This window comes from Rhodoferax sp. (assembly GCF_028688795.1).
Classification (GTDB): Bacteria; Pseudomonadota; Gammaproteobacteria; order Burkholderiales; family Burkholderiaceae_C; genus Rhodoferax.
In genome coordinates this window covers 98314-122352 of the sequence record NZ_JAQTXM010000010.1, presented here as the reverse complement: position 1 = coordinate 122352, position 24039 = coordinate 98314, and the positions used below count along the sequence as shown (strand labels likewise).

Genomic DNA, 24039 nt, shown 5'->3' with positions numbered 1-24039 from the left:
ATTTATTGCGGTACTTTAATCGCATTTAGGAGGTTTGGCACAAACGCTGGCTTTTTCGGTGTGAAGGGAAATCTGCCAGGACCCCAAATAGTTAAAAACCGGGGGTTGTTGGCGGCAAAATAGCCCTATGCAAGCTTACACAGACCCCGATTTTGTGCCTGGTTCCCCTTCCATGCTTCCTCCAGATGATCCACAGCGCGCTGAGCTGCACAACGAGGTGCACGCCCGGCCTTCGGCGCGCATCCGCTTGCCTGCGCTGATCACTTATGTGGCCGTGCTCAACGAAGGCATCAGCCGCGATGCCGAATGCGCTCATTTGTGCAAGTTGCCTGGCCAGGCAGATTTGCCGCTGGCCCGCTTGCAGGACAACTTTTTGCGCCTGCGTCTGGACGGTTTCACCATGAAGTGGGAGCGCCACACCGAATTCACTCGTTACTCGATCGTGCAGACCTTGCCGGCCCAGGCGGCGCTGGGTGGGTCAGAGCCAGATTTGCTGTCTGGGTTGGCGGTGTCAGCGCAGTGGCTGGCACAGATTCCCGGGCGCACCGTGGCAGCTGTGCAACTGGCCTTGGTGAATGCGCCGCTGGACGATGCCCCGGCCTTGATGGCCCAGGCGGTGGCCTGGCTAGGTGGCCGCACCGTGGTGGCGTCCCTCATGGGCAGCAGCGCGCCTAATTCGGCCGGGCAGGGTGCAGAGTCGCCCAATCGCCACGGTTATGGCCATCCCATGGGCCATTCTTGGGCGCTCACGCAGTTCAGGCTGCAGGCTGACGGCTTTGAGCGCATGCTGGTCATCGCTCCCGAAGGCACCAGCCAGACCCGCGCCGGGCGCATTGCACAGCGTTTGCTGGAGCTGGAAACCTATCGCCTGATGGCCTTGCGTGGTTTGCCTGTGGCCAAAAAGCTGGGGCCGATGCTGGCCCAGGCCGAGCGCGATTTGGTTCGGATCACTGGCCAGCTGGAAAACAAGTCGGTCTCTGATCAGGATTTGCTTGACACACTGGTGTCCCTGGCCGCCAGCGTCGAGCGCACCACGGCTGAAAACAGCTACCGTTTTTCGGCTACCCAGGCCTATTACGCCTTGGTGGGCCAGCGCATTGCCGAGCTGCGCGAAAAAGCCATTCCAGGCACCCAGACCATTGGCGAATTCATGCAGCGCAGGCTCTCGCCGGCCATGGCCACGGTGGCCGCTACCGGCCAGCGGTTGGCTTCCTTGTCGGAGCGGGTGGCGCGCACCAGCGATTTGCTGCGCACCCGAGTCGACATTGCCACCGAAGTGCAAAACCAGCAGCTGCTGGAAAAGCTCACGCACGGGCAAGAAATGCAACTGCGCCTGCAAAGCACGGTGGAAGGCCTGTCGATTGCCGCCATTTCGTATTACGTGATCAGCCTGCTGCTTTATGGTGGCAAGGCACTGAAGGCTGCCGGTGTGCCGATCAACCCCGAAATGGCCGCTGGGGCTCTGGTGCCGGTGGTGTTGTGGGTGGTGTGGCGCACCACGCAGCGCATTCATGCCAAGCTGCATGTGGCCCATTAGATAGCGGGAAATTTATAATTAATTGAGCTATAGCCCTTATAAATAAAGCGCGATACGCTATATTTAAAGTAGCAAATGCCAACTGCCTGGTATGCCTGGCGGACAACTACTTCTTCTTGTCTGCAGTCAAAAACAAGATCAACCGCACCAGCGCCACAAGCCCAAGCGGCACCAGCAATGAGACGGCCATCGCCCCGTCAGGAAACAGGCTGAGCATCAAAGTGACACCGGCAAGGAAGAAGATTAAAAATATCATGGGCGATGGCAAAGCGTGCGCGATGGCGCTCACTGTAGCTGGCGGGTTTGCGCTGAACATCGGGTCGATGATAAAAAAAGGCTTGCGCCCCAATTTGTTGATTTAAAGACGCAGAGGTAAAGAGGTCGCCATTGTGCCTGTCAAGGGCAAACCAGCCTACATGATGGTCGACCCGGTTGCTCCAAAATAACGCAAATCCAGCGCCGTGGGCAGATGCCCAAGGTCAATTTCTGTATGGTTCAAAATCGCACGGGTAATACAACAGGAGACTTCATGAAAGCATTTCAAGACTACTACCCCGAAAACCTGTCGCATTGTTATGGCTGCGGCGCCAAAAATGAGCATGGTCACCGCATCAAGACGTTTTGGGACGGTGACGAGACCGTGACGCGCTTTACCCCCGAGCCCTTTCACACCGCTGTGCCAGGCTTTACTTACGGTGGCCTGCTGGCCTCGCTGATTGACTGCCACAGCACCGGCACGGCGGCTGCGGTCATGTACCGCCAAGATGGGCGCGAGATGGACACGCTGCCGGCGTTTCGGTTTGTTACCGGCTCGCTGCATGTGGATTATTTGAAACCCACCCCGATCAATGAAACGCTGGAGATTCGTGGTCGTGTGATAGAAATCAAAGGTCGCAAGGTGGTTATCGAGTCCACTGTGTACTGCGCAGGGGTGGCCACCGCGCGCGGTCAAGTGGTGGCGATCCAGATGCCGGAAAATTTTGGTGCAACCGCTGCCTGAAAAAAAATGGCCGCGGGCTTAATTGCGTTCATAACTTAAGGGGACTAGAAGCATGGCAAACAGCATAGAAATGGGCGGCAGCGAGCGCCGGGGGCAGGACCCTCGTTTTGTCAGCCAGCTGACGCGCAACACGTTTGCCATGATTTTGGCGGGTGGGCGCGGCAGCCGCCTGCATGAGTTGACCGACTTTCGGGCCAAGCCTGCGGTGCCTTTTGGCGGCAAATTTCGCATCATCGACTTCACTTTATCGAACTGTGTCAACTCTGGCGTTCGCCGCGTTGGGGTGGCCACCCAGTACAAGGCGCAAAGCCTGATCCGGCATTTGCAATTGGGCTGGAGCTTTCTGGATGGGCGCTTGAATGAGTTCATTGAGATCATGCCGGCACAGCAGCAGTCTGATGAAGCGCATTGGTACCAGGGCACGGCCGATGCGGTGTTTCAAAACCTGCGGGAAATCCGCCACGCCCGGCCCGAATATGTGCTGATTCTGTCGGGTGATCACATTTACCGCATGGACTATGGCCGCGTGCTTGCTGCCCACGTGGCGCACCAGGCCGACCTGACCGTGGCGTGTGTTGAGGTGCCACTGGCTGAGGCCAGTAGTTTTGGCGTGATGTCTGTCAACGCAGAAGGCCGCGTGGTTGATTTCACCGAGAAGCCGGCGTGCCCCCAGCCCATGCCAGGTGACCCGAACCATGCGCTGGCCAGCATGGGTATTTATGTGTTTAACACCAACTTCTTGTTTGAGCAATTGCAGCTTGACGCAGACGACCCTACGTCAAGTCATGATTTCGGAAAAGACATCATTCCGCGCTGCGTGGAACACCACCGAACCTTTGCCCAAAATTTTGCCGAGAGTTGTGTCACCGAGCCTGACAAACCGCCTTATTGGCGTGATGTGGGTACGCTGGACGCCTACTGGTCCGCCAACCTAGACTTGGTGCAAGTCACCCCAGACTTGAATTTGTATGCGGAAAACTGGCCCATTTGGACCTGGCAGCCCCAGACCCCACCCGCCAAGTTCGTTTTTGACGATGACACGCGTCGCGGCATGGCTGTTGACTCGATGGTCTCTGGTGGCTGCATCGTCAGTGGTGCCATTGTGCGCAGGTCGATGCTGTTCAGCGGCGTACATGTGCACAGTTACGCCACCATCGAAGACTCGATGGTGTTGCCTAACGTGCAGGTGGGGCGCAGTTGCATCCTGAAGAAATGCATCATTGACAAAAACAGCGTCATTCCTGAAGGCACGGTGATTGGCGTGGACCCAGAGCAGGACAAAAAACGCTTTCGCGTTACTGAGTCCGGCATCACTCTGGTAACCAAGGAAATGCTGGGGCAGTCCGAATCAGTTAGTCGCTGAGCCCGGTCAGCCATTGAGACCATGCTGAGTGACCTTGGTCACAGACGGTGCGGCGTTTTGGTTGGTTTAATGCCCCCTTTTATTCAATTTGAGGGAGACCACCATGAGTTTCAAAATCTTGACTGCGGGACGTGTAGGCTGTGCACTTGTAGGGGCGACCCTGTGGCTGAGTTTGCCAGCATTTGCGCAAGACGACGCCATGTTGACCGATGCACGCAAAGTGGCCGGTGCCGTTCCGCCCAAGCTGCTGGACATGCTCAATACCCAAATCGCCAAAGATGGCCCAGCTTCTGCTGTGGCGGTGTGCAGCGAAAAAGCGCCACAAATGGCCAAGGCCGCTTCCGAACAAACAGGCTGGGCGATTCGCCGCGTGAGCTTGCGCAACCGCAACCCCAAGGCGGTGCCTGATGCCTGGGAACTGGCTGCGCTGAACGACTTCGACCAACGCACCGCCGCTGGCGAGAAGCCCGCCACCCTTGAGAAATACGAGCTGGTTGAAACCGCCACGGGCAAGGAATACCGCTACATGAAGGCATTGCCGACGCAACAGCTGTGCCTGGCTTGCCATGGTCCCAGCGAAAAAATCACCCCTGAAGTGGCTGAAAAACTTCACACGCTGTACCCGGCTGACAAGGCCACAGGTTATTCAGTGGGCCAGATTCGCGGTGCCATCACGATCCGCAAGGCACTTTGAGCGCTGAAGCCAATGAACCAACTTAGCCATTTACACGCATGAATTTTTGGGACCAACGCTTTGCCGAGCCAGGCTTCAAGTACGGCACCGAGCCCAACGCTTTTTTGCATGACCAGGCGTATCGCCTGTTGCCTGTCAGCCAAGTGCTGGTGCCCGGTGACGGTGAGGGGCGTAACGGGGTCTGGCTTGCCACGCAAGGGCATGGCGTGACCTCTGTGGACAGTTCGGCTGTGGGCTTGCAAAAGGCTCAAGTGCTTGCGGCCAGCCGTGGCGTGCCCTTGCGCACTGAGGTCGTTGACCTGGCGGACTGGCAGCCTGCTGCGGCTAGTTTTGACGCACTGATTTTGATCTACACCCACTTGCCTGCTGCGTTTCGCCAAACGGCGCATCAGCGGCTGGCGCACGGCCTGCGCAGCGGCGCCTGGGTGGTGCTGGAAGCCTTTCACCCAGCGCAACTCGGTTACAACAGCGGCGGCCCGAAGGATGTCGACATGTTGTACAGCCCGGAGCAACTCAGCGCTGACTTTGAAGGCCTGATTCAACCGGTACTGACTTGGCACGGAGAGATCACGCTGGCCGAGGGCCCCAGTCACCAAGGCTTGGCCCACGTGACGCGTTGGGTCGGACAACGTATCTGATATTTAAGCATAATTGGCTTATAGCCCTTTTATTTAAAGCGCTAACAGCTATTTATTTAATAGTAAACTAATTTTTATTTGTCACAGGAAAACCTTATGAAAACTGCTCACGACCTCGTTACAGCGGCCATAATCCGCGTGCAAGAAATCACGTTGGCTGAGACTGACCAAGCCATTGTTGATGCTGATGTGCTGGCGGATGTGCGCGAGGCTGATGAATTTGCCGCTGGCCACGTGGCTGGTGCTGTGCATATTTCGCGCGGCATGCTTGAATTCAAATTCAGCGCCAACCCTGCTTTGCAGTCGCGCGACCTCAATGTACTGCTGTATTGCAAGACCAGTGGCCGCGCCGCGCTGGCTGCAGCTGCCCTGCATGAGATGGGCTACCTGAATGTGAAGTCCATCGCTGGCGGTTTTGATGCCTGGGCTGCAGCGGGCAAGCCCGTTGCTAAGCCTGAGACACCGTCGTTCGATTGAGGGTGGTTTCCTGAACTGGCTTAAGCAAAATGAATTTACTCGCCTAAGCCCCAAAACTTGAGGGAATTAACCCAAATAACGGTCATAACATCCTGTGACTGCCACAAGGTTTGCTCGTAGGCGACACCTCTTTTAGGACCTATGTGCTGGCAGTTAGATTAAAACTGTTGGTCACTTTAGCCGGTGTTGTGTTGGCGTTGCCAAGCCTGGCTGCTGAGATTGGTTATGCCAAAGAAATTCAGCCCTTGGTGAAAAAGTACGGTGGTGAATGCCATTCCCCGCCCGATTCACCCACTTTGTCTGTATTCAATAGAGGCGTTGAAAAATACAAGGCAGACAAGGTCGGCCTGTGCAACGACACTTACGGGAGCCTGATGCAACTCGTCAATGGCGCAGAAACCGCTGCCCTCACGCACCGTCTTGACGACGGCACCAACCCCTCCGCCCGGGGCCATGCCAGGCAACATGAACAAGTACCTGGGTGATGTAGACGAAGGTCGCCCTGCGAATCTGGCCATGTTAAAAGCCTGGGTGGTGGGCCAGGGCGCGACCCAATGGGACACATGAACGGCATTTCCAAGCGTGGCGACATGCCCATCACCGCAGAACAGCTGAAAAGAATCAAGGCCAAACATAAAGTTTTGACACCCAGCGTTTGTCGCCTTGACTGGGCGATGCCTTGTTAAAAAAGCCGCTGTGCCCCAGCGGTTTTTTTGTCTGCCCAGCAGAGTTGACTCCGCTCAAGTCAATGCGGTTATGTTGATTTAAATCAATCAAATGACGTGACGCCGTTCTTTCAATAGGCCTAACATCCAGTTCCATGAAACTTAAGTTGACTTAAGCTAACCCATTAAAGAGGATTGATATGAACACCACCCTGACCTTGTCGTTGCGTGCTTTCTTTGCTGTTGGCTTGACCTGTGTCGCCCTGTCCGTGCAGGCGCAGGCGGTGGATGCACCAGCTGCCGAGCAACTGCTTGAAGCCAGCAAGTGTGGCAAATGCCACTCCCTTGACAAGCAAAAAGACGGTCCTCCCTACAAAAAAACCGCAGCCAAATACAAGGGCAAGGCAGACGGCGAAGCCAAATTATTCACCCACATGACGACTGGCCCCACCATCGAGATCGATGGTGTCAAAGAAGAACACGTCAAAATCAAATCAAAGGATGATGCCGCTGTCAAGAATGTGGCACGCTACATCCTTACGCGGTAATCGGCCCGTTGGGTAGGTCAATAAAGATGAAGAATTTGTTCAAGACAATGCTTAGGCGCTGGAAACTGGTGTTGGTGTCGCTGGTGGCTCTGGGGTTCTTCTCGGTGGGCGTGGGTGTTTCTGGTGCCTATGTGCTTGCAGCCACCAGTACCGAGGAATTTTGTGTGGGTTGCCATGAAATGTCATACAACTTTGCTGAATACAAAGGCACGATTCATGACACCAATCGCACCGGTGTGCGAGCCATTTGCACCGATTGCCATGTGCCGCATGAACCAGGTCCGCTGATCTGGGCCAAGATTAAGGCCACCAAGGACATTTACTACACCTACATTTCCCCGTCAATTGACACCAAGGAAAAGTTTGAGGCCAAACGTGCGGTGATGGCGCAAAGGGTGTGGCGTGAGATGAAAGAAAGTGACTCCCATACCTGCCGCAGTTGCCACCGTGCCGACAAGATGAGTGTGGAGCTTCAAACGCCCAAAGCGCAAGCGCGCCATGCCAAAGGCAAAGCTGAAGGCAAGACCTGCATTGAGTGCCACTTTGCCATCGCCCACAAGGAGCCCGATGGGCTAGGGCCTTCAGAGTTGTTTGCGGCAGACGCTGCCAAGTCGAAATAAAGTGTTGATTTTTTATTCTTTTAACCTGAGGAGATGAGATGAAATTGAATCTTTTAGCTGCTGTCGCTTGTGCGGCCATTGCCCTGCCTGCCATGGCTGCAGATGTGACCTACCGTAAAGATGTGGCACCGATGCTGAAAAAATATTGCGTCGAATGCCACTCTGCCGCTGCTGGTTCGCCCTCCATGGCTGAGTTCAAGCTGGACGAAGAGCGGTACGCCAAGAAAGAAAAGGTGGGCCCGCTCTCTGATACCTATGAACACCTTTTGCAATTGGTGAACGGCAATTCCACCGGCGCGTTCATGCGCCGCCTCGACGATGGCACCAGCCCATACGCGGGTGGCAAGCCCGGCAATATGTACAAGTACTTGTGTGAAAAGGACAACAAGGACAACAACGCAGAATGCGCCGCCAACCTGGTGGTTTTGAAAGCCTGGGTCGGTGAAGGGGGTTGGAATCTGAACCGCATGGCTGCGCGCGGCGATGTGCCAGCCTTGACCAAAGAGCAAATGGACAAGCTGAAGCTGAAGTATTGATGTAACCGCAACTTCATCATCGTGCCGCACGGCCCGATGATTGAGAAAAAAGCCGCTGTGACCCAGCGGCTTTTTTTAGCGTCGCTCTTGCAGTGTCTGAATGTGCGCCAGGATGTCGCTGGTCACCTTGCGGTCAATTTCCCGCAGTGCGGGCATGGTGTCATCAGGGTGACCGTTGAGCATGTTGTGCAGGCTGTGCCATGGGTCATCTCTGGATACCTTGCCCAGATGGCGTTTGGCTACAAACCGGCCCTCCAGCCCGTGACAACCTGCGCACATGCTTCGGTAGTGGGCTGCCCCACGAGTGGCATCGCCACGAGACAGACCGGTGCTTGGATCGATTACCGTGTCCATGTCGATTTGGCCGTAACTCACGAAATTGGCTAGGTCTTGCAGGTCCCGGTGTGTCAAGACCGCGCTGTAATGGTGCGAGGTGCTGCGCAGAACCCCCAGCGTCAGTTGCGGGTCTGCACCGACCAAGGTACGAATGCCCTTGATGCCGGTGGCATGGTTGCCCTTTGCATACTGGCCTGAATTGCCTTTGTAGTCCCAGCCATGGCATTCCTTGCAGCGCCAAGTGTCAGGGGCGGCACCGGCGTAATAGGCTTTGGGTGGATAAGCAGGGTGTGTCAAAGACTGGCGCAGGCCAGCGGTGTGGACCTGCCAGTCGTCATAAAGTCGTCCACCATTAGCGACGGAGGCCGCCAGATTCAAGCTGGGGAGTACCTGCATGTATGCAAGTATTTTTACAACAGCCTCGTCACCCAGTGTCCTGAGTGCTGGCATATTGCCACCAGGATGTCCGTTAAGTGTCACGTGTAACACCTCAAAGGGGCGCTGCCTTGCGGAGTCGCCCAATGGAGGTATAGCGCGCAGGCGGTCACCATCAAGCCCATGGCATGTGGCGCAAATGGTGGCAAAAATCTTGTCCGGGGTGCCCAGTACTGGCTTGATTCGCCGGGCAGCCTCAACAAGCTTTTGCAGGTCTGTTTGGCCACTGGCAATGAAGTTGGCCAGATCCAGGCGGTCATGTGCGTCCAGCAATTCCTGGTAACCGTGGTTGGCATCGTTCAGTAGCGCGGCAATAGCTGCGGGGTCACCCTTTTGCCGCGCACTGATGCCCGCCATGCCGTGTTTGCCTTTGTAGTCCCAGCCGTGGCATTCCACACAGCGCCAAGTGTCAGCCACCGCCAGTGGCACTTGTTTGGTCTTGAATGCTGGATTTTGATGGAGCGGGGTCCGCCCCCTTAACTCAATGCTCCAGTTGTCATAAAGACGACCTCCGCGTACCACCGACGCGTCATCAATGGCGTGTGCCACTGGAGCCGTGAAAGAGGCCAACAAAATTACCAATGTGGCCATCGCTGTGTGCTTCATGTTCGACTCCTGAAAAGGATTCAACTAATCGAAAATTATTTTAGGTTTGCCGACGACAATTGGTGCAGCAATTGTGTGGGGGTAGGGCACTTTTGGCCATTCAATTGCGTTGCTTGTTGATGTAAAGCAAAGATTTTCGTTTTAATGATGTGCTTGGTTTTTCCCTGAAGTCGGTCAAGACTGCCGCCTCATAGTGCTCGCCCCTCGCCGGCCTCTTCAACCGTTTGCCCATCCCGAATGTGGTAAATCCGCTTGAAGGTGGGAATGATCTTTTCATCGTGCGTGACCACAATGATGGCTGTGTGGGCCTGAATGGCCATCTGGTTCAGGATGCGCATCACGCCCAACGCACGTTCGCTGTCGAGTGGGGCGGTGGGTTCGTCGGCCAGAATCACTGGCGGGCGATTCGCCAGTGCCCGGGCAATAGACACGCGCTGCTGCTCACCACCTGAGAGTTGAGAGGGGTCTGCCTTGGCGCGGTGTTGCACATCCAGCGCGGTGAGTAGTTCCAGCGCTCTGGCGCGTGCGGTGATGTTGGCCACACCGGCCAGCATGGGCAGCAGGGCCACGTTGTCGGTCACGTCCAGAAATGGGATTAGATACGGCGCCTGGAAGATGAAGCCAATGCGGTCACGCCGCAGGGCCCGCAAGTCAGCCACTTTCCAACCGTTGTCATAAATCACATCACTGCCCAGCGTCATGCGCCCGGAAGTGGGTTCAATGATGGCACCCAGGCATTTCAGCAGCGTGCTCTTGCCCGAGCCCGATGGCCCGACCAGGCCTACCACCTCGCCGGGCGCCACCACCAGGTTGACGTTTTTCAGAGCAACGACTGCGCTGTCGCCTTTGCCATAGACCTTGCGCAGGCCTTCAATGCGGATGCCGCCCGAGCTTGTGCTACTTGTGTTACTTGTGTTCATGGGGTTCATCCAATCGCTTCTGCGGGGTCCACCTTGAGCGCCACGCGAATCGCCAGTGTGCTGGCCAGGGCGCAAATCACCAGCGTGGCAACCAGCCCAATGACGGCGTCACGTGGCATCAGCAGCACGTATTTGGGAAAGATGGGTGCCCAGGCGGTGGCCACGATTTTTCCCACAATGAAGCCAATCAGCCCCAGTCCCAAGGCTTGCTGCAGGATCATTCCGGCAATGGTGGTGTTGCGCGTGCCAATGAGCTTGAGCACCGCAATTTCGCGCAGTTTCCCCAAGGTCATGGTGTAGATGATGAAGGCCACAATGGCCGCGCTCACCACCGATAAAATGCCCAGAAACATGCCAATTTGCTTGGCCGAGGTGGCAATCAGTTTGGCCACCAGTATCTCTTCCATGCCGGCGCGGGTGAACACCTGCACATGTTTCCAGCGTGTCAATGACTCGGCCACTTCATCGGCTTGCCAGCCAGGCTGCAACTGCACCAGCACGGCGTTGACGTTGTGGCTGCTGGTCTGCAGGTTTTGCACGGCATCCAGCAAGCCCGGCACGCCGGGGCGGTTGAAGGCCGGGTTGGCAGCCGTGCGGGTGCGCTCATTCTGAATGGTGTCGTTGTCTTTCAAAAACTGCGCTTCTTGCGCGTCTTTCAAAGGCACGAAAAGCATGGGGTCACCGCCGGATGACACCATCCGTTGCGTCAGCCCCACCACCTGGTAGCTGTGGCGGCGCACACGCACCGCATCGCCCAGTTTCAAGCCGGTTTTGATATCGGCCACCGCCTCATAGTGGTCGCGGGTGAGTTGGCGGCCTGCCACCAGGTAGCCGGGTGCGCCGGGCTGGCCGGGCTCGACGCCGACCACCATGGTCCGCGCCTCATCGCCGCTGGGGCGCTGCACCTGCATGGTGAGGTAAGTCACGTTGGCAGCTTGCGCCACGCCGGGCATGCCGCGCACACTGCGCACCACATCGTCCTTGATGCTGGAGGCCTCGGCATACGGGCCTTGGGTGTCTTTTTGTACCACCCACAGATCAGCTTGGCTGTTTGAGATGAGCGCCTGCGCGTCGTCCACCATGCCGCGGTAGATGCCAGCCATAGAGAGCGTCACACCAATCAGCAGCCCGAGCCCCAGGCCGGTCAGGGCGAACTTGCCCCAGCCGTGCAGAATGTCGCGTCCGGCCAGGCTGATCATTGGGTCGCCTCTGGCTTCACCAGTGCGTCCACCACCGAGATGCGGGCACCGTTGCTCAGGGCTTTTTGGCTATAGATCACCACCCGGTCATTTTTATCCAGGCCTTTGAGCACCTGCACCTGGCCGTCCAGGCTTTGCGTGCCGAGTTGCACGGGGGCAAATTCAGGCTTGCCATCTTGGATGCGCCAGACCCCGCTTTGGCCGTTTTGACGCTGGAGGGCGGCGTTGGGCAGCAACAGCGCTGGCGCTGTGGCGGGCAGTTGCAGCGTCACTTCAGCCATTTCACCCACCGACAGGCCGTTGGGCGGCGCATCAAATGCGACTTGCGCGATGCGCTCCTCGGTCACGCTGTCGGCCAGCAACTCAATGCGCGCCACCTGGCCACCCAACGGGGTTTGTGGGTTTGAGCGCAATACGATGTGGGCCTTGATGCCGCTGGCCAGTCCGGCAGAGCGGCCCTGGTCCACCCGCATCTTGACCCATAAGCTACCTGGGTCCATCAGACGCAGCACCGGTTGGCCCGCCACCACGGTGCTGCCGGCTTCGGCATCGCGCGTGGTGACGATGGCGTCAGCTGGGGCAAACAGGCGCACGTTGTCGCGTTGTTGTGCCAGGGCGGCGCGTTCAGCTTTCAACCGCGCTGCGTCTTGGCCAGAACCCACCAGATTGGCTTGCGCGGCTTGCACGGCGGCCTCTGCCGAGGCTTGTTCCTGTAGTTTGGCATCCAGCGCGCCAGAGCTGATGAAGTTTTGCCGCGCCAAATCTTGATTGCGCTGGGTGTTGATGGTGGCCAACTTGCGCCGTGCGCTGGCGTCAAGCAGCTGCGCCTGTGCAGCTGCCTGCACACTGCCAGCGCGTGCCAGTGACGCATCCAGTGCGGCCAGGCGCTGGCTCAAGTCCACCGGGTCCATTTCGGCCAACAGTTGGCCGGCTTTAACGCTGTCGCCCACATCCACCCTCACGCTCAACACCCGGCCAGCCACGGTGGGGCCCACCATCCAGCTGCGTCGGGCCTCAACCGTCCCGATGCCAAAAATGGCCGGGCTCAACGTGCCCTCGGTGGGCTGAGCCACGGTGACCTTGATGGGTGCCAGCGGTCCGGTGCGAAGCGATACATAGGCCATGCCGCCGATCAGGGCCAGGGCAACCGCACCCATGATGAGTCGGCGTTTGAGGAGGGCTTGTGAGTTCATGGGGTTCCTTGTGAATCGTTGGGGGCAGCTTGCAGGCCGCGCTGATAAATGGCAAACACACCTGGCGCCTGCTTGGTCATGGCGGACACGTTGCCAGACATCAAGGCTTGCATCACCAGCCCTTGCACTGATCCAATGAACAACACGGCAGCAGAGGGCAGGTCGGTGTCCGATGCAATGGTTTGGTCGTCCTGGGCTTGCGTCAGGAGCTGCATGAGCAACTGGCGGTAACGCTGCATCAGGCCGCGCACGCTGGACTTCAGGGCGGTGTCGCCAGGGCTTTGCAGCTCCTGAAACATCACCCGCGGCACGCCCGGGTGCGCCACCACGAAGTCGACGTGGGCCAAAAAGACCGCGTGCAGGGGGGCAAGTGGCTTCTGTCCTTTTGAGTGGCCATCGCTTGCCAGGTTGGCTGCGTCAGCAGCGGCTTGCAGTTGCGTCAGCAGCGTCTCGGTCACCCAGTCAAGCACAGCCAGCCAGATCGCCTCTTTGCTGGCAAAGTGCCGGAACACAGCCCCTTGTGTGATGCCCACTGCGCGTGCCAGATCACCGGTGGTGATGCTCGCCGGGCTGCGCTGTGCGGCCAGTAGCAGCGCGGCTTCAACCAGACTGGCTTGGCGCACCTCAGTGCGCTGTTTGACGGGAGTGTCTAAGACTTCCATATTTATTGAAGTAATTGAATAATTACATTCATTATGCCGCCGTTCCTCTTTGCCGTTATGTGTTGCCATTTCTTAAGTCAATTTGCACATCTGAACATGCGAATTTATTGATATAGATCAGTGAATCATTCGAGACATCAAATTAGCATCAACACAAACAGCGATACCCAAATGTTGTCGTGACGTCGTTGTTGCGATGCAACTTTAACAAGGGCAACCTAGGAGCGTTTTAATGCGTATGCGATATCTGATGACGGCCGTATTTGCAGTTGGATTGCTGCTGTCGACGGCTCATGCTGCAACCGCAGACCCTGTTGCCAATTTGCTCAAAACCACCGCTGATCACAGCAAGTTCAAGGTTTTGGACCAGGACTTTGCCTCTGGCCCAGAAGTGACCAAGGCTTGTTTGAGCTGCCACACCGAGGCCTCCAAACAAATCCACCAGACGCAGCACTGGAAATGGGAGTTTGTAAACCCCAACACCAAGCAGGTGCTGGGTAAAAAACACATCGTCAATAACTTTTGCACTTCGGTCAAATCAAATGAGGCCGCTTGCAACAGTTGCCACATTGGCTATGGCTGGAAAGATGACACGTTTGATTTCAAGTCCCAAGAAAACGTAGATTGCCTGGCTTGTCATGATCACACCGGCAAGTACAAAAAACCTTCAGGCTTTGCCGGTAACCCGGTCGTCAAAGACACCGAGTTTCCTGCGGGTTCGGGCAAGATCATTCGTGGCATCAACTTGAAAGAAATAGCCCAAAAGGTCGGCCCAACCCAGCGCACCACCTGCGGCGCTTGTCACTTTAACGGTGGCGGTGGTGACGGGGTCAAACATGGTGACCTAGACTCCTCGCTGGATGCCCCAGACAAGGCACTTGATGTGCATATGGACACCAAAGGCAACAACTTCACCTGCGCGACATGTCACAAGACAGAGGGCCACCAGGTACCCGGCAGCCGCTATTCCCCTACCGCTTTAGACAAAGCTCCAGCCCATCTGCGCGGCAAGGTGGAAACGACCAACCCTGCCACTTGTCAGGCGTGTCACGGGCAGACCCCGCACCCAGTGGCCAGGCTCAATGAGCACACTGCCAAGATTGCTTGCCAGACTTGCCACATTCCGGCGTTTGCCCGTGGCGGCCAGCCCACAAAGATGTCGTGGGACTGGTCCACCGCTGGCAAGTTGGATAAGGACGGCAAACCCATGACCGTCAAAGACGAAGACGGTTACGACACTTACATGACCATCAAGGGTGACTTCGTCTGGCAAGAAAACGTGGTGCCCGAATACGTCTGGTTCAACGGAACCGTTAACTACACACTGCAGACCGACAAGATTGAAAAAGGCGAAAAACCGGTTCAGATCAACCGCTTTGAAGGCAGTGCCACCGACGGCAAATCGATGATCTGGCCCGTCAAAATGTTCCGTGGCAAGCAGATTTATGACTCGGTGAACAAACAACTCGTCATCACCCATCTGGCAGGCAACGACGACACCGCGTTCTGGAAAAACTTCAACTGGGACAAGGCGGTGGCTGCCGGGATGACGACTGCCAAACTGCCGTTCTCAGGCAAGCTCGATTTCATCGAGACCGAAAGCGCCTGGCTCATCACCCACATGGTGGCGCCCAAAGAAAAGGCGCTGGGGTGCACAGATTGCCACGCCAACGCTGGTCGGCTGGAAAAAATTGATGGTGTGTACATGCCAGGACGCAACCGTGACCACATGGCCGGGCTCGACAAGGTTGGATGGACAGTCATCTTGCTTGTGTTGTTGGGTGTGCTGGGCCACGGCCTGATTCGCATCGTCGCCGGCAAGCGCAACCACAAATAAGGAGCACATCATCATGGCACGCATCTATTTATTCAAGGGTTTCGAGCGCTTTTGGCACTGGAGTCAGGCTGCGCTGATTATTTTTATGCTGCTCACTGGCTTTGAGGTGCACGGCACCTACACCGTGTTCGGGTTCGAGAAAGCTGTCAACCTCCACACCATCGCCGCCTGGACCTTGGTGGGCCTGTGGGTATTTGCCATCTTCTGGCACCTGACTACTGGCGAATGGCGGCAATACATTCCCACCACACAAAAAATCGTGGCTGTGGCCAACTTTTATTCGTCTGGCATTTTCAAAGGTGAGCCGCACCCGTTCAAACCGACGTCAAGCCGCAAGCACAACCCGCTGCAGTTGCTCACCTATCTGGGCGTGCTCACCCTGTTGAGCCCCTTGATCTGGCTCTCTGGCTGGCTCTACCTGTTTTACGCCGATTGGGCAGCCTGGGGCTTGACCGGGCTCAGCCTAAAGTGGGTTGCGACAGCCCACACCATAGGCGCCTTTTTGATGCTGGCGTTTTTGATCTCGCACCTGTACCTGGCCACGACCGGCCACACGGTGACGGCGCACGTCAAATCAATGATCACCGGCTGGGAAGACATCGAAGATGAAACCCCAGCAGCCAAGCGCACCTGAGTGCCAAACAATTTTTCGACGTTTTAGGAGTAAGAGATGGATAAGAGGTTTAAACAAAAACTGCTGGTCGCCGTGATCGCAGGCATGCTGATGCCAGCGGCTGCCATTGCCACCGAGGCTGATTTGATGAATCGCATTGAGGCGATGTCACGCGAGCTGGAGGCACTAAAGGCACAGGTCAAAGCCAATGAAGCCAAGTCAGCCCAAACCGCCGAGCAAGTCAAAGCGGTGAGCGCGGCGGCCGCCAACCCCGACGCTGCTGCGCTGGAAGACCTGAAGGGTCAGATGGCCCTGTTGCAAAAGAAATCACTGGGCAGTTGGCTCACCGTGGGAGGCGACTACCGCTTCCGCTATGACTACCTAGAAGGGCAGACAAAAACATTTACTGATGTGAATGCAACTTTTGCCAATGCGCAAAACACCTTGCAGGGGGAGTTTTTTGCCAACCCGGCTGCAGCGTCCAGTCTGAATCCTGGGTGGACATCGGCTCAGGCACTCACTGGGTTAATGGGGTTCGCTCAAGGCATGAATGGGGTTGGCACATATGAGCAGGCAAATGCATTCCTTGGTGCCAATGCAGCCATGGCCGGTGCCATGGGTGCTTTTGCCAAGACCGTGCCCGCGTATAAGCCCAAAAACACCAGCCTTTACAGCAACCGCTTTGAGCTAGATTTGAATGCCAAGGCCACGCAGGATGTCAGCGTCTCGGCCCGGCTGAACATGTACAAGGTGTTTGGCTCGCAAAATGACAGTGCTGTGACCAATGCTGGCAGCGCACCGTTTTTTGCAGACCGGGTCGGCGTGTTTGACGGCACGCTTGGCCATGTGCCTTCTAACAGCTACCTTAACGTCGACCGGGTCTATGCCACCTGGAGCAACATTGCTGACAAAGAGATGTGGTTATCGATTGGGCGGCGGCCTTCAACTGGCGGAGCCCCCAGCAATCTGCGCAACAACGGTGCCGAGCGCCCCGGTAACGGCGGCACGCCATCGTTGCTGGTCGATTACGCCTTTGACGGAGTGACGCTGGGCTATGCGCCCGAAATTGATTCGCTACCCGGCGCGTATGCCAAATTCTGCTACGGCCGTGGCCTGGAGGCCGGGTTCACCAATTCAAGCGGTAACTCCCTGAAAGACACCGATATGGTCGGTATCTCCCTGGTTCCAATCGATACCGACCCGCTGCGCGTCTGGTTGCAATGGAACCGTGGCATGAACATCTTTGATGCGCCGACCATGAACGCCACTTACTTTGGCAACACAGTGGAAAAAACCAATTTGGGTGACATCGACTGGCTAGGCGTGGGCTTCATGAGCACACACAAGAATGTGGGGCCAGGTACGCTGCAAATCTTTGGTGATGTGGGCATGAGCATTACCCATCCCAACAACAATGTGTCTGCCCAATTTGGCTTTCAAGGCCTGATGAGTGGTGCCTTCTTTAACCCAGAAGCCCCCACCAGCAAGACCGGCACGGCCTTTGCCCTAGGCATGCGTTACGACCTGCCATCTAAGTCCAAGTTTGGCTTTGAATGGAATCATGGTTCGAAAAACTGGATCACTTTTGCCCCGGCTGCCGACGATATGTGGACCGCCAAGGTCGGCACACGCGGCAATGTTTATGAAGCCTACTGGATAGAAGAACTGGACCGTCAACCGATCTCGTCCTACTTCAGCAAGGCCTTTTTCCGCGTAGGTGTGCAGTACTACAAGTTTGATTACACCGGCAGTAACAACTGGGTCGGCGCGCCAGTGGCGATTGGTGATGTCAATGGCCAAATGATGACCACAACACCACTGGAAAACGCTACCAACCTCTATGCCACTTTTGAAGTCAAGTTCTGATTCACTTTTATTTTCTCAACAGGAGTCTCACCATGAAATCCAAACTCTCAACCCTCATCGCCGTGGCTGTACTGGGCCTGTCCAGCGCCACCTTCAGCGTCAACGCTTTCGCCGACGAAGGCAAAATGGTTGGCCCGGTCACCAAGATCACCATGGCTGCCGATGGCAAATCCGCCATCGCTGTGCTCAAGGACAGCAAGACCGGCGAGGCGGTCAGCATCACCATCACCGACGACCTGACCCTGGACAAGTTCAAGGACAAACGCATCCAGGCGGGTGATGAAATCCGCGCCCGTTTTGACAAAGACGGCAAGAACACCAGCAAGTCGTTCAAGAAAACCGCTGGCTGCTGAGTTGCTTTCGCTGCGCCAGCAGTCGAGTCTCCCGACAGCTGGCGCGTCGTCAGTTGACGCGGAGACGTAGTTTTCATGTTCAAGGAGTGAAGTTATGAAACGCATGTTTTTGACGCTGGCGTTGTTCAGCGCATTGGTTTTTAGCGCACTGGCGGCTGATGTCAAGGTTGAAGCGGACGAAGTAGTCAATGACCAAATGGTGAGCTATTACGAACAAGGTGCTATTGGCAAAAGCGTCTGGTTGGTAGACAGCCGCCCCGCCGGAAAATTCAACTCCGGCCACATTCCGGGGGCTGTCAATCTGCCGCTGGACATGCTCAAAAACGAAGCGGGAAGCGCCGACAAACTGGGTATACCCAAGAGCGGCAAGTTGGTTTTTTACTGCGCCGGGCGTGAGTGCACTTTGTCAATCGACTCTGCTGTCATGTTCAGACAAATGGGTTACACCGATGTCTGGGTCTATCGCAACGGCGTGCCAGGTTGGAACGAGAAAGCACAGCCCCTGCTGGCCGCCGAGGCATTCATCAAAAAGGGCAATCTTGTGCTGATCGACACAGCACCGGGCAAAGACACCGTGTCGGTGGCATCAAATCAGGTGGTTCAGCTGGCGCTTGAAGACCTTAAAGGCAAAAAGGGTCACGACGCTTTGGCCCTGCTTTCCAGAAATGCGCCGATTGTGGTCCTGGAGCGCGGTGACATGGTGGCCGTGAACGCCGTGATGGAAGACCTTCGTGAGCAAGACTTCCGGCGCCTGGCTTATTTTCCGGCCAGTGCCTGGAAGGGCGCTTTGGCTGCAGCACCAGCGCTGACCAAGATCACTTGGGCACCCATCTACGGTCCAGGTCAAGTGGCACCAAAGGTTTTTGAAGATGCGGTTGCCTCGGGTAAATTTATTTTGGATGTGCGACCAGCCAAAGACTTTGCGCGTGGGCATTTCCAAGGCGCAGTGAACCTTCCCATCGAACAGATGGAAAAAGACTTCGCTCAGGTGCCCAAGGATGTGCCGGTGTATGTGAATTGCGCCACCGGTGCCAAGAGCCAGAAGACTTTTGACATTCTGGGGCGCAAGGGTTACACAAATGTGTCTTTCCTTGACGCAGAAATCTCCTGCAAAGGCGATAAATGCAGCATCAAGGAATAGAGCGCATAACGGCTCTGGCATTGCTGGTTGTCATGTGCAGCCTGCCAGTGCGGGCTGAGGATAAATTGCCACTTCGCATCACCAAGGACAGTCACGAATTTGTCGTGCAAACCCCAAAGGGGCCTTTTTTGATCCGGCGCGTCAAAACAGCTTGCGGTGAACCCAAGGGTTTCGTTCAGCCGCTGGTGCCCGTTGCCGGCGTCACACCGGTCAACGAGCTTGACGTGTTGCAGGCGCTCAACGACCCAGGCGCCATGGTCATCGACATGCGGGACGACGATGAACCCTTGGACGCCACCATTCCCAACAGCTACCACATACCCTATAACGAAATGGAAGATCGTCTGGATGTGCTGGGCTGCAAGCTTCTGCCTGGCAAAGCCTGGGACTGCCATCAGGCAGCAAAGATCGTTGCGTTCTGCTATGGCCCGATGTGTGTGCAAAGCCCCACCGGCATTGCAAGAATCGTGAACCTGGGCTACCCGGTTGCCAAAATTTTCTACTACCGCGGCGGCATGCTGGACTGGGAGGGCATTGGCCTGACCACTGTATCGGGCAACCGACCTCTGCCCCTCGCACGTTAAGCAGGCCTCAGCAGGGAAAACATCTTGATGCCCCTGACGAAAAGATACTAGGCAGTATTCCTTTAGGTTGGTGACCTTACCGTGTCCGGGCACGATGGTGGCAGGCTTGTTGGCGCCAATCAGGGCAAATGATTCGAGCCAAGCCTAGCCGGAGGTGACGTCCAGCAGCCACAGCGTGTCGCCGGGCGTGTGGCCGCCGTGGGCGTGTTTGAGTTTGATCACCGTGCCGCCAAGTGCCAGCCGGGTGTCAGGCCCGGTCGGCTTGCGCATCGATGTGGGCGATGGTCTGGATGCCTTTGGTTGCTGTCAATCAGCACCGCGCCAGCCGGTGTCACGATCAGGCCAATGATGGCGTTCAGCCCCTCGTTGTCATAGATGCGGCCCTCGGTGTCGCCTGTTATTGAAATATTGGTCATTGTGAGCTTGAGGCAGCTGCGCTGCTGCTTTCACATGGTCCTGATTTGTGCCATAAATTTATATAAAAATGGCTTGCAGGTTTTTTAAATAAAGCGCAAGTAGCTACATAAAAAATAGCATATAAATGACGGTCGTAGCCCTCGCCAGAGCCGTCGCAGGCTTCGCTTTTATTCTTTCTAGGGGCGGCGCAGCGTTGTCCACGTCGCGGCCAAGACGATCAATGCACCACCGATCCAGCCGACCACGCTCAAGGATTCATTCAGCCAAAGCACTGCAAACAGCGCGCCAAAAGCCGGCTCGCTGCTGGTCAGCAAAGCCACACGGCTGGGCGCGCTGTGCTTCAAGGCCCAGTTTTGCGCAAAGAAGGCAAACACGGTGCAGCCGAGCACGAGGTAGGTCGTGGCTTGCCAGAAGGCGGGTTCGGTGGGCAGCGCGGGCAAGCTGTCTGCGGTCAACAGTGTCAGCAGCACACAACCTGCGGTAATCACACCGGCTTGCACAGCGGTCAGCGCCAGGCTTGACGCGCTGCTGTGGCGCGTGAGTTGGCTGGTTTTGCACACCGTGATGGCGCGCAGCACGGCCGCAGCCAGCATCAGTCCATCGCCCCAACCCAGGCTACCCGACCAACCTCCGCTGAGTAGCGCCGCGCCCAGCAGCGAGACGCCAGCAAACACAAACATGGCCTGCGCCGGGCGGCGGCCCATCAGCCACCATTCGGCAAACGGCGTGAACACGACACACAGGCTGATCAAAAACGCCGCATTGCTGGCCTGGGTGTGTGCCACACCAAAGGTTTCGCACAAGAAAATTCCCAACATTAAGGCACCCAGCGGCAGGCCGGTGCGCAGGGCGTCGCGTTGCTGCGGCCATGGCGCGCAAAGTAATGTGGGCAGCAGCAGGGCGAAGGTGATGCCAAAACGTACCGCCAAAAAACCCAGTACCGGGTAGAAGTTGAGCGCGCCTTTGGCCACGCCGTAGCTGGTGCCCCAAACCATGACCACTGCCAGCAGGGTGAGGTCAGACAGGCGCAGCAGGTGTTTGGGTTGGTTCAGGGTGAGGGTGGTCATGGTGCAAATGGCGTGTTGGCGTATTGGTTCAAGAGTTCAGGCGCACTGGATGGCGGATCAGGCGCGCTATGCCAAGGAATGGTGGCGATGCCCTGCATGGGCTGAGTCCTATGCGCATGGTAGATTAATTCGTATGCCGTGATAATCACATCATTTAGAACATAACCAGTGCGTCATGAGCATCAATCAACCGCTTGAAAACCTGGCCGACATGGCCGTATTTGCCCGTGTTGCTGAATCGGCCAGTTTTTCAGAAGCTGCGCGGCAACTGGGCTTGACCCCATCCGCTGTCAGCCGCCAAGTGGCCCGGCTCGAAGGCTTGCTGCGTGTGCGCCTGCTGGAGCGCACCACCCGCAAGCTGCGTTTAACCGAGGCGGGCCTTGCCGCTTTGCCGCGTTGCCAGGCGCTGGTGGTTGCGGTACGTGAGGTGATGGCGCTCAGCGACACCCAAAGCGCCACACCCAGCGGGCTGGTGCGCATCAGCATGCCCAAGGCTTTTGGTCGGCAGGTGATTCACCCGTTGATGCCGACTTTTTTGGCGCGTTACCCCGAGGTGGATGTACAGCTCATCGTCACCGACCGCACGGTCGATGTGTTTGAGGAAGCCATCGACTTGGCCATTCGCATCACCAACGCGCCACCGCCCGGGCTGGCGGGCCGGCCCTTGATGCCAATTCGCCACCTCGTGTGCGCCAGCCCCGCCTATTTGGCCGCGCATGGCACGCCTTTGCACCCGCGTGAGCTGGTGCAGCACAGTTGCCTGTACCTGGGCGAAGACGAGCGTGACCGTCATTGGCGCTTTCAAAAAGACGGTGACATGGCCACTGTGCGCGTTAGTGGCCGCTATGTGGTCAACCACAGTGAAATGCGCCTCGATGGTGCTTCGAGTCATTTGGGCATGGCCAGCCTGCCCGAATTCACCGCCGCAGCGGCCCTGGCCAGTGGCCAACTGGTGTGCGTGCTGCCCGACTGGGCGCACCTGACCGACTACGCCGGCACCGCCTGGCTGCTGTACCCGCCAAACCGGTATCTGCCCGCGAAGCTGCGCGTGTGGATTGATTTTGTGGTGGCTGGACTGGCGCAATAAATTTATATAAAATGACCCTCTATCCCTTATTAATAAAGCGCAAGCAGCTATCAAAATTAGTTAACCTGGCGCTGTCGAGCGGATTTGGCAACTGAGCCAGTTTTTCCGGCAAAGTCTTTTGCAGCTCAACACCAAGCATTCGTTCCGGCAGACCTTGGTATTTGGGTGAGAGTGACCAGGAACTGATTTTTAGCAACGCCCTGTAACCTGCGGCATTGAAAATTTTGGTATGCCAATGCGTCAATTTTTAAGCCGAATCGGGTTCTCAAGCTCCTGTTTGCCGCCCTCTTTATGGGGACGGTGGTTTGCTTTCCCTTTTGTGGACGCAGAATTTCGGTGGCAGGCTCGATGCTCTGCTGTTCTTCTTGCTGATGTATCCCGGCTATCGGCTTTGGGTGTGGCTTGAGCCCCAATGGCCGTTTAGATGGCTGATGCCTATTTTGCGCGGTTGTCCGGTTTGTGTAGGGCTCCCCGACGACTGACTTCAGCGGCTGGCAAACATGCGCTGCCACCAGCTCTGGCGCGAGCCGGGCAGGGGCACATCTTCTTCAAAGCGCTCAGGCTGAACGCGTGACAACACCCAGCGCGGTTGGATGACGGCACCGCCATGGCTACAGAATGAACCAAGGTGGTGCGGGTCGTAGATTTTGATGAAAGCCGGCTGCTCGGGACTGTCGGCATAGACGATGCCGCAGTAGTTGTGCTGGTGCTCATGCCGCAACAGCGCATCAACTTCGTCAATGAACTGATTGAGCGCAACGGTAGTCATGGGCTGTAGTGGCGCTGCTTCACCGACCTGGCTGGCGTACCAGCCCTGCGGCTGGGTGCGCACCTTGAGCCACAAGTCATCAAGCTGCGACCAGTGCAGCATGCCAATGAAGTTGCCGTTGATTTGCTGTGAAAACGAGCTCGGCAGTGCAGCGTTCTTGTGTGTCATGGCGGTTAAGCGCAGCTGGTTTGTATGGGGTTAGTAGCTAATGAAAAATAGCACAAGGGATTACAGCCAACTGGCAAGTTGTGCCACATCCTCTGGGAACATCTGGCCTCTTTCGGCTTGCAACACACGCCCATCACGCCCAAGCACCAAGGTGACCGGCAAACCCCGCGGTTTGGGAAGCACTTTGTGTATGTCAGGCGTGACCCACGCCGCAGGAAAGGTATAGCCTTTTTTCTGCAGGTAAGCCACGGCGTCGGCAGGCTTTTTGTCCACGGAAAGCGCCAGCATGCGCAGGCCGTGGGCTTGCTGGGCTTGCCACAGCTTTTGCATCTCTGGGCTTTGCAGTGCACAAAACGGGCACGTGCTAGCCCACCAATAAATCAGGGTGATGCGGCCCTTAGCTTGCTCTGGCTTGAAAACGGTGCCGTCAAACAGGGCCACTTCGGGCAAGGTCAGCGTGGTGCCTACCACGGGCAGTGGTGGGGCCACCGCTTCCATGGCCGCAGGTGTGGTTTGCGCCAACAAACCGCCATGGCGCGCGCCCAACATCATGGCGCCAAGGACAGGCAAACTGGTGGTGAAGCGTCGGCGCGTGGGGTTCATGGCCGTATCTTACTGGCCACGCATTGGGCCTTGTCGCTGTCCGCAACATAACCGTCTGCTTCATAAATCAGATAAGGCTTATCTTTACAATACTTGCACCTTGGA

Annotated in this window: 28 protein-coding genes; 17 read left to right on the top strand and 11 right to left on the bottom strand. The window is 56.8% G+C overall.

Going from position 1 to position 24039, the window contains the following annotated elements:
- Window positions 1-127 precede the first annotated feature (127 nt).
- Window positions 128-1537 carry a DUF3422 family protein gene (locus tag PHQ58_RS09695; RefSeq protein ID WP_300110446.1) on the top strand — a complete coding sequence of 470 codons (1410 nt, stop codon included), beginning with the start codon at window positions 128-130 and terminating at the stop codon, window positions 1535-1537.
- A 106-nt stretch (window positions 1538-1643) separates the two neighbouring features.
- Here the strand turns inward: PHQ58_RS09695 and PHQ58_RS09690 are convergent, their stop codons facing one another.
- A complete protein-coding gene (locus PHQ58_RS09690; protein ID WP_300110442.1) occupies window positions 1644-1853 on the bottom strand; it encodes a hypothetical protein in 210 nt (69 codons plus the stop codon).
- Between the two features lie 213 nt (window positions 1854-2066).
- Between PHQ58_RS09690 and PHQ58_RS09685 the strand changes: the two genes are divergently transcribed.
- The 6 genes from PHQ58_RS09685 (at window position 2067) to PHQ58_RS09660 (ending at window position 6194) form a co-directional block, all read left to right on the top strand.
- Entirely contained in the window at window positions 2067-2537 is a 471-nt protein-coding gene (locus PHQ58_RS09685; protein ID WP_300110440.1) for a PaaI family thioesterase, read from the top strand.
- A gap of 52 nt (window positions 2538-2589) precedes the next feature.
- On the top strand, window positions 2590-3900 hold the full coding sequence (gene glgC / locus PHQ58_RS09680; RefSeq protein WP_300110437.1) for a glucose-1-phosphate adenylyltransferase: 1311 nt from the start codon (window positions 2590-2592) through the stop codon (window positions 3898-3900).
- A 103-nt stretch (window positions 3901-4003) separates the two neighbouring features.
- Window positions 4004-4594: a DUF3365 domain-containing protein gene (locus PHQ58_RS09675; RefSeq protein ID WP_300110434.1), complete on the top strand. Its 591-nt coding sequence runs from the start codon at window positions 4004-4006 to the stop codon at window positions 4592-4594.
- Window positions 4595-4632: 38 nt separating this feature from the next.
- A complete protein-coding gene (locus PHQ58_RS09670; protein WP_300110432.1) occupies window positions 4633-5232 on the top strand; it encodes a class I SAM-dependent methyltransferase in 600 nt (199 codons plus the stop codon).
- 96 nt (window positions 5233-5328) lie between these two features.
- Window positions 5329-5709, top strand: coding sequence for a rhodanese-like domain-containing protein (locus tag PHQ58_RS09665; protein ID WP_300110429.1), 381 nt, complete (start codon window positions 5329-5331; stop codon window positions 5707-5709).
- 167 nt (window positions 5710-5876) lie between these two features.
- A complete protein-coding gene (locus PHQ58_RS09660) occupies window positions 5877-6194 on the top strand; it encodes a hypothetical protein (RefSeq protein WP_300110427.1) in 318 nt (105 codons plus the stop codon).
- 136 nt (window positions 6195-6330) lie between these two features.
- Here the strand turns inward: PHQ58_RS09660 and PHQ58_RS09655 are convergent, their stop codons facing one another.
- On the bottom strand, window positions 6331-6531 hold the full coding sequence (locus tag PHQ58_RS09655; RefSeq protein ID WP_300110424.1) for a hypothetical protein: 201 nt from the start codon (window positions 6529-6531) through the stop codon (window positions 6331-6333).
- Window positions 6532-6574: 43 nt separating this feature from the next.
- On the opposite strand from PHQ58_RS09655, the gene PHQ58_RS09650 reads away from it, so the two are divergent.
- From PHQ58_RS09650 to PHQ58_RS09640, 3 genes are read left to right on the top strand one after another with little or no spacing between them, the layout of a single operon-like run.
- Window positions 6575-6922 carry a c-type cytochrome gene (locus PHQ58_RS09650; protein WP_300110421.1) on the top strand — a complete coding sequence of 116 codons (348 nt, stop codon included), beginning with the start codon at window positions 6575-6577 and terminating at the stop codon, window positions 6920-6922.
- Between the two features lie 26 nt (window positions 6923-6948).
- Window positions 6949-7542, top strand: coding sequence for a NapC/NirT family cytochrome c (locus PHQ58_RS09645; RefSeq protein WP_300110418.1), 594 nt, complete (start codon window positions 6949-6951; stop codon window positions 7540-7542).
- A 38-nt stretch (window positions 7543-7580) separates the two neighbouring features.
- Window positions 7581-8078, top strand: a complete 498-nt coding sequence (locus tag PHQ58_RS09640) for a cytochrome C (protein WP_300110416.1) — start codon at window positions 7581-7583, stop codon at window positions 8076-8078.
- Window positions 8079-8153: 75 nt separating this feature from the next.
- Here PHQ58_RS09640 and PHQ58_RS09635 read toward each other — a convergent pair whose 3' ends face one another.
- The 5 genes from PHQ58_RS09635 to PHQ58_RS09615 all read right to left on the bottom strand — a co-directional run bounded on the left by PHQ58_RS09635 (window position 8154) and on the right by PHQ58_RS09615 (window position 13429).
- Window positions 8154-9455, bottom strand: coding sequence for a c-type cytochrome (locus PHQ58_RS09635; RefSeq protein WP_300110413.1), 1302 nt, complete (start codon window positions 9453-9455; stop codon window positions 8154-8156).
- A 188-nt stretch (window positions 9456-9643) separates the two neighbouring features.
- On the bottom strand, window positions 9644-10375 hold the full coding sequence (locus PHQ58_RS09630) for an ABC transporter ATP-binding protein (protein ID WP_300110410.1): 732 nt from the start codon (window positions 10373-10375) through the stop codon (window positions 9644-9646).
- A 5-nt stretch (window positions 10376-10380) separates the two neighbouring features.
- The gene (locus tag PHQ58_RS09625) at window positions 10381-11574 is read right to left on the bottom strand and encodes an ABC transporter permease (RefSeq protein ID WP_300110407.1); all 1194 of its coding nucleotides are present in this window, start codon (window positions 11572-11574) and stop codon (window positions 10381-10383) included.
- Window positions 11571-12767 (bottom strand): efflux RND transporter periplasmic adaptor subunit, encoded by a 1197-nt coding sequence (locus PHQ58_RS09620; RefSeq protein ID WP_300110404.1) that lies wholly within the window; start codon window positions 12765-12767, stop codon window positions 11571-11573. The genes PHQ58_RS09625 and PHQ58_RS09620 overlap by 4 nt, the downstream gene beginning before the upstream one ends.
- Window positions 12764-13429 (bottom strand): TetR/AcrR family transcriptional regulator, encoded by a 666-nt coding sequence (locus PHQ58_RS09615; protein WP_300110401.1) that lies wholly within the window; start codon window positions 13427-13429, stop codon window positions 12764-12766. Before PHQ58_RS09615 ends, PHQ58_RS09620 begins: the two co-directional genes overlap by 4 nt.
- Before the next feature lie 250 nt (window positions 13430-13679).
- Between PHQ58_RS09615 and PHQ58_RS09610 the strand changes: the two genes are divergently transcribed.
- The 6 genes from PHQ58_RS09610 to PHQ58_RS09585 all read left to right on the top strand — a co-directional run bounded on the left by PHQ58_RS09610 (window position 13680) and on the right by PHQ58_RS09585 (window position 19823).
- Complete coding sequence (locus tag PHQ58_RS09610) at window positions 13680-15266, top strand: tetrathionate reductase family octaheme c-type cytochrome (protein ID WP_300110398.1); 1587 nt, start codon at window positions 13680-13682, stop codon at window positions 15264-15266.
- A gap of 13 nt (window positions 15267-15279) precedes the next feature.
- Window positions 15280-15900: a cytochrome b/b6 domain-containing protein gene (locus PHQ58_RS09605; RefSeq protein WP_300110395.1), complete on the top strand. Its 621-nt coding sequence runs from the start codon at window positions 15280-15282 to the stop codon at window positions 15898-15900.
- A gap of 36 nt (window positions 15901-15936) precedes the next feature.
- A complete protein-coding gene (locus PHQ58_RS09600) occupies window positions 15937-17745 on the top strand; it encodes a DUF3373 domain-containing protein (protein WP_300110392.1) in 1809 nt (602 codons plus the stop codon).
- A gap of 32 nt (window positions 17746-17777) precedes the next feature.
- Window positions 17778-18098, top strand: a complete 321-nt coding sequence (locus PHQ58_RS09595; RefSeq protein ID WP_300110389.1) for a hypothetical protein — start codon at window positions 17778-17780, stop codon at window positions 18096-18098.
- Between the two features lie 94 nt (window positions 18099-18192).
- Window positions 18193-19239 (top strand): rhodanese-like domain-containing protein, encoded by a 1047-nt coding sequence (locus tag PHQ58_RS09590; RefSeq protein ID WP_300110387.1) that lies wholly within the window; start codon window positions 18193-18195, stop codon window positions 19237-19239.
- On the top strand, window positions 19221-19823 hold the full coding sequence (locus tag PHQ58_RS09585; RefSeq protein WP_300110384.1) for a rhodanese-like domain-containing protein: 603 nt from the start codon (window positions 19221-19223) through the stop codon (window positions 19821-19823). The genes PHQ58_RS09590 and PHQ58_RS09585 overlap by 19 nt, the downstream gene beginning before the upstream one ends.
- Before the next feature lie 144 nt (window positions 19824-19967).
- On the opposite strand, the gene PHQ58_RS09580 is transcribed toward PHQ58_RS09585, so the two are convergent.
- Together PHQ58_RS09580 and PHQ58_RS09575 are read right to left on the bottom strand one after the other, a co-directional pair.
- Complete coding sequence (locus tag PHQ58_RS09580; protein WP_300110382.1) at window positions 19968-20093, bottom strand: hypothetical protein; 126 nt, start codon at window positions 20091-20093, stop codon at window positions 19968-19970.
- A 323-nt stretch (window positions 20094-20416) separates the two neighbouring features.
- A complete protein-coding gene (locus PHQ58_RS09575; protein ID WP_300110379.1) occupies window positions 20417-21307 on the bottom strand; it encodes a DMT family transporter in 891 nt (296 codons plus the stop codon).
- A gap of 175 nt (window positions 21308-21482) precedes the next feature.
- Here PHQ58_RS09575 and PHQ58_RS09570 point away from each other — a divergent pair, with 175 nt between their 5' ends.
- Entirely contained in the window at window positions 21483-22394 is a 912-nt protein-coding gene (locus tag PHQ58_RS09570; protein WP_300110376.1) for a LysR family transcriptional regulator, read from the top strand.
- A 484-nt stretch (window positions 22395-22878) separates the two neighbouring features.
- On the opposite strand, the gene PHQ58_RS09565 is transcribed toward PHQ58_RS09570, so the two are convergent.
- Both PHQ58_RS09565 and PHQ58_RS09560 read right to left on the bottom strand, forming a co-directional pair.
- Window positions 22879-23331, bottom strand: a complete 453-nt coding sequence (locus PHQ58_RS09565) for a hypothetical protein (protein ID WP_300110373.1) — start codon at window positions 23329-23331, stop codon at window positions 22879-22881.
- A 60-nt stretch (window positions 23332-23391) separates the two neighbouring features.
- A complete protein-coding gene (locus PHQ58_RS09560) occupies window positions 23392-23934 on the bottom strand; it encodes a TlpA disulfide reductase family protein (RefSeq protein WP_300110370.1) in 543 nt (180 codons plus the stop codon).
- Window positions 23935-24039 lie beyond the last annotated feature (105 nt).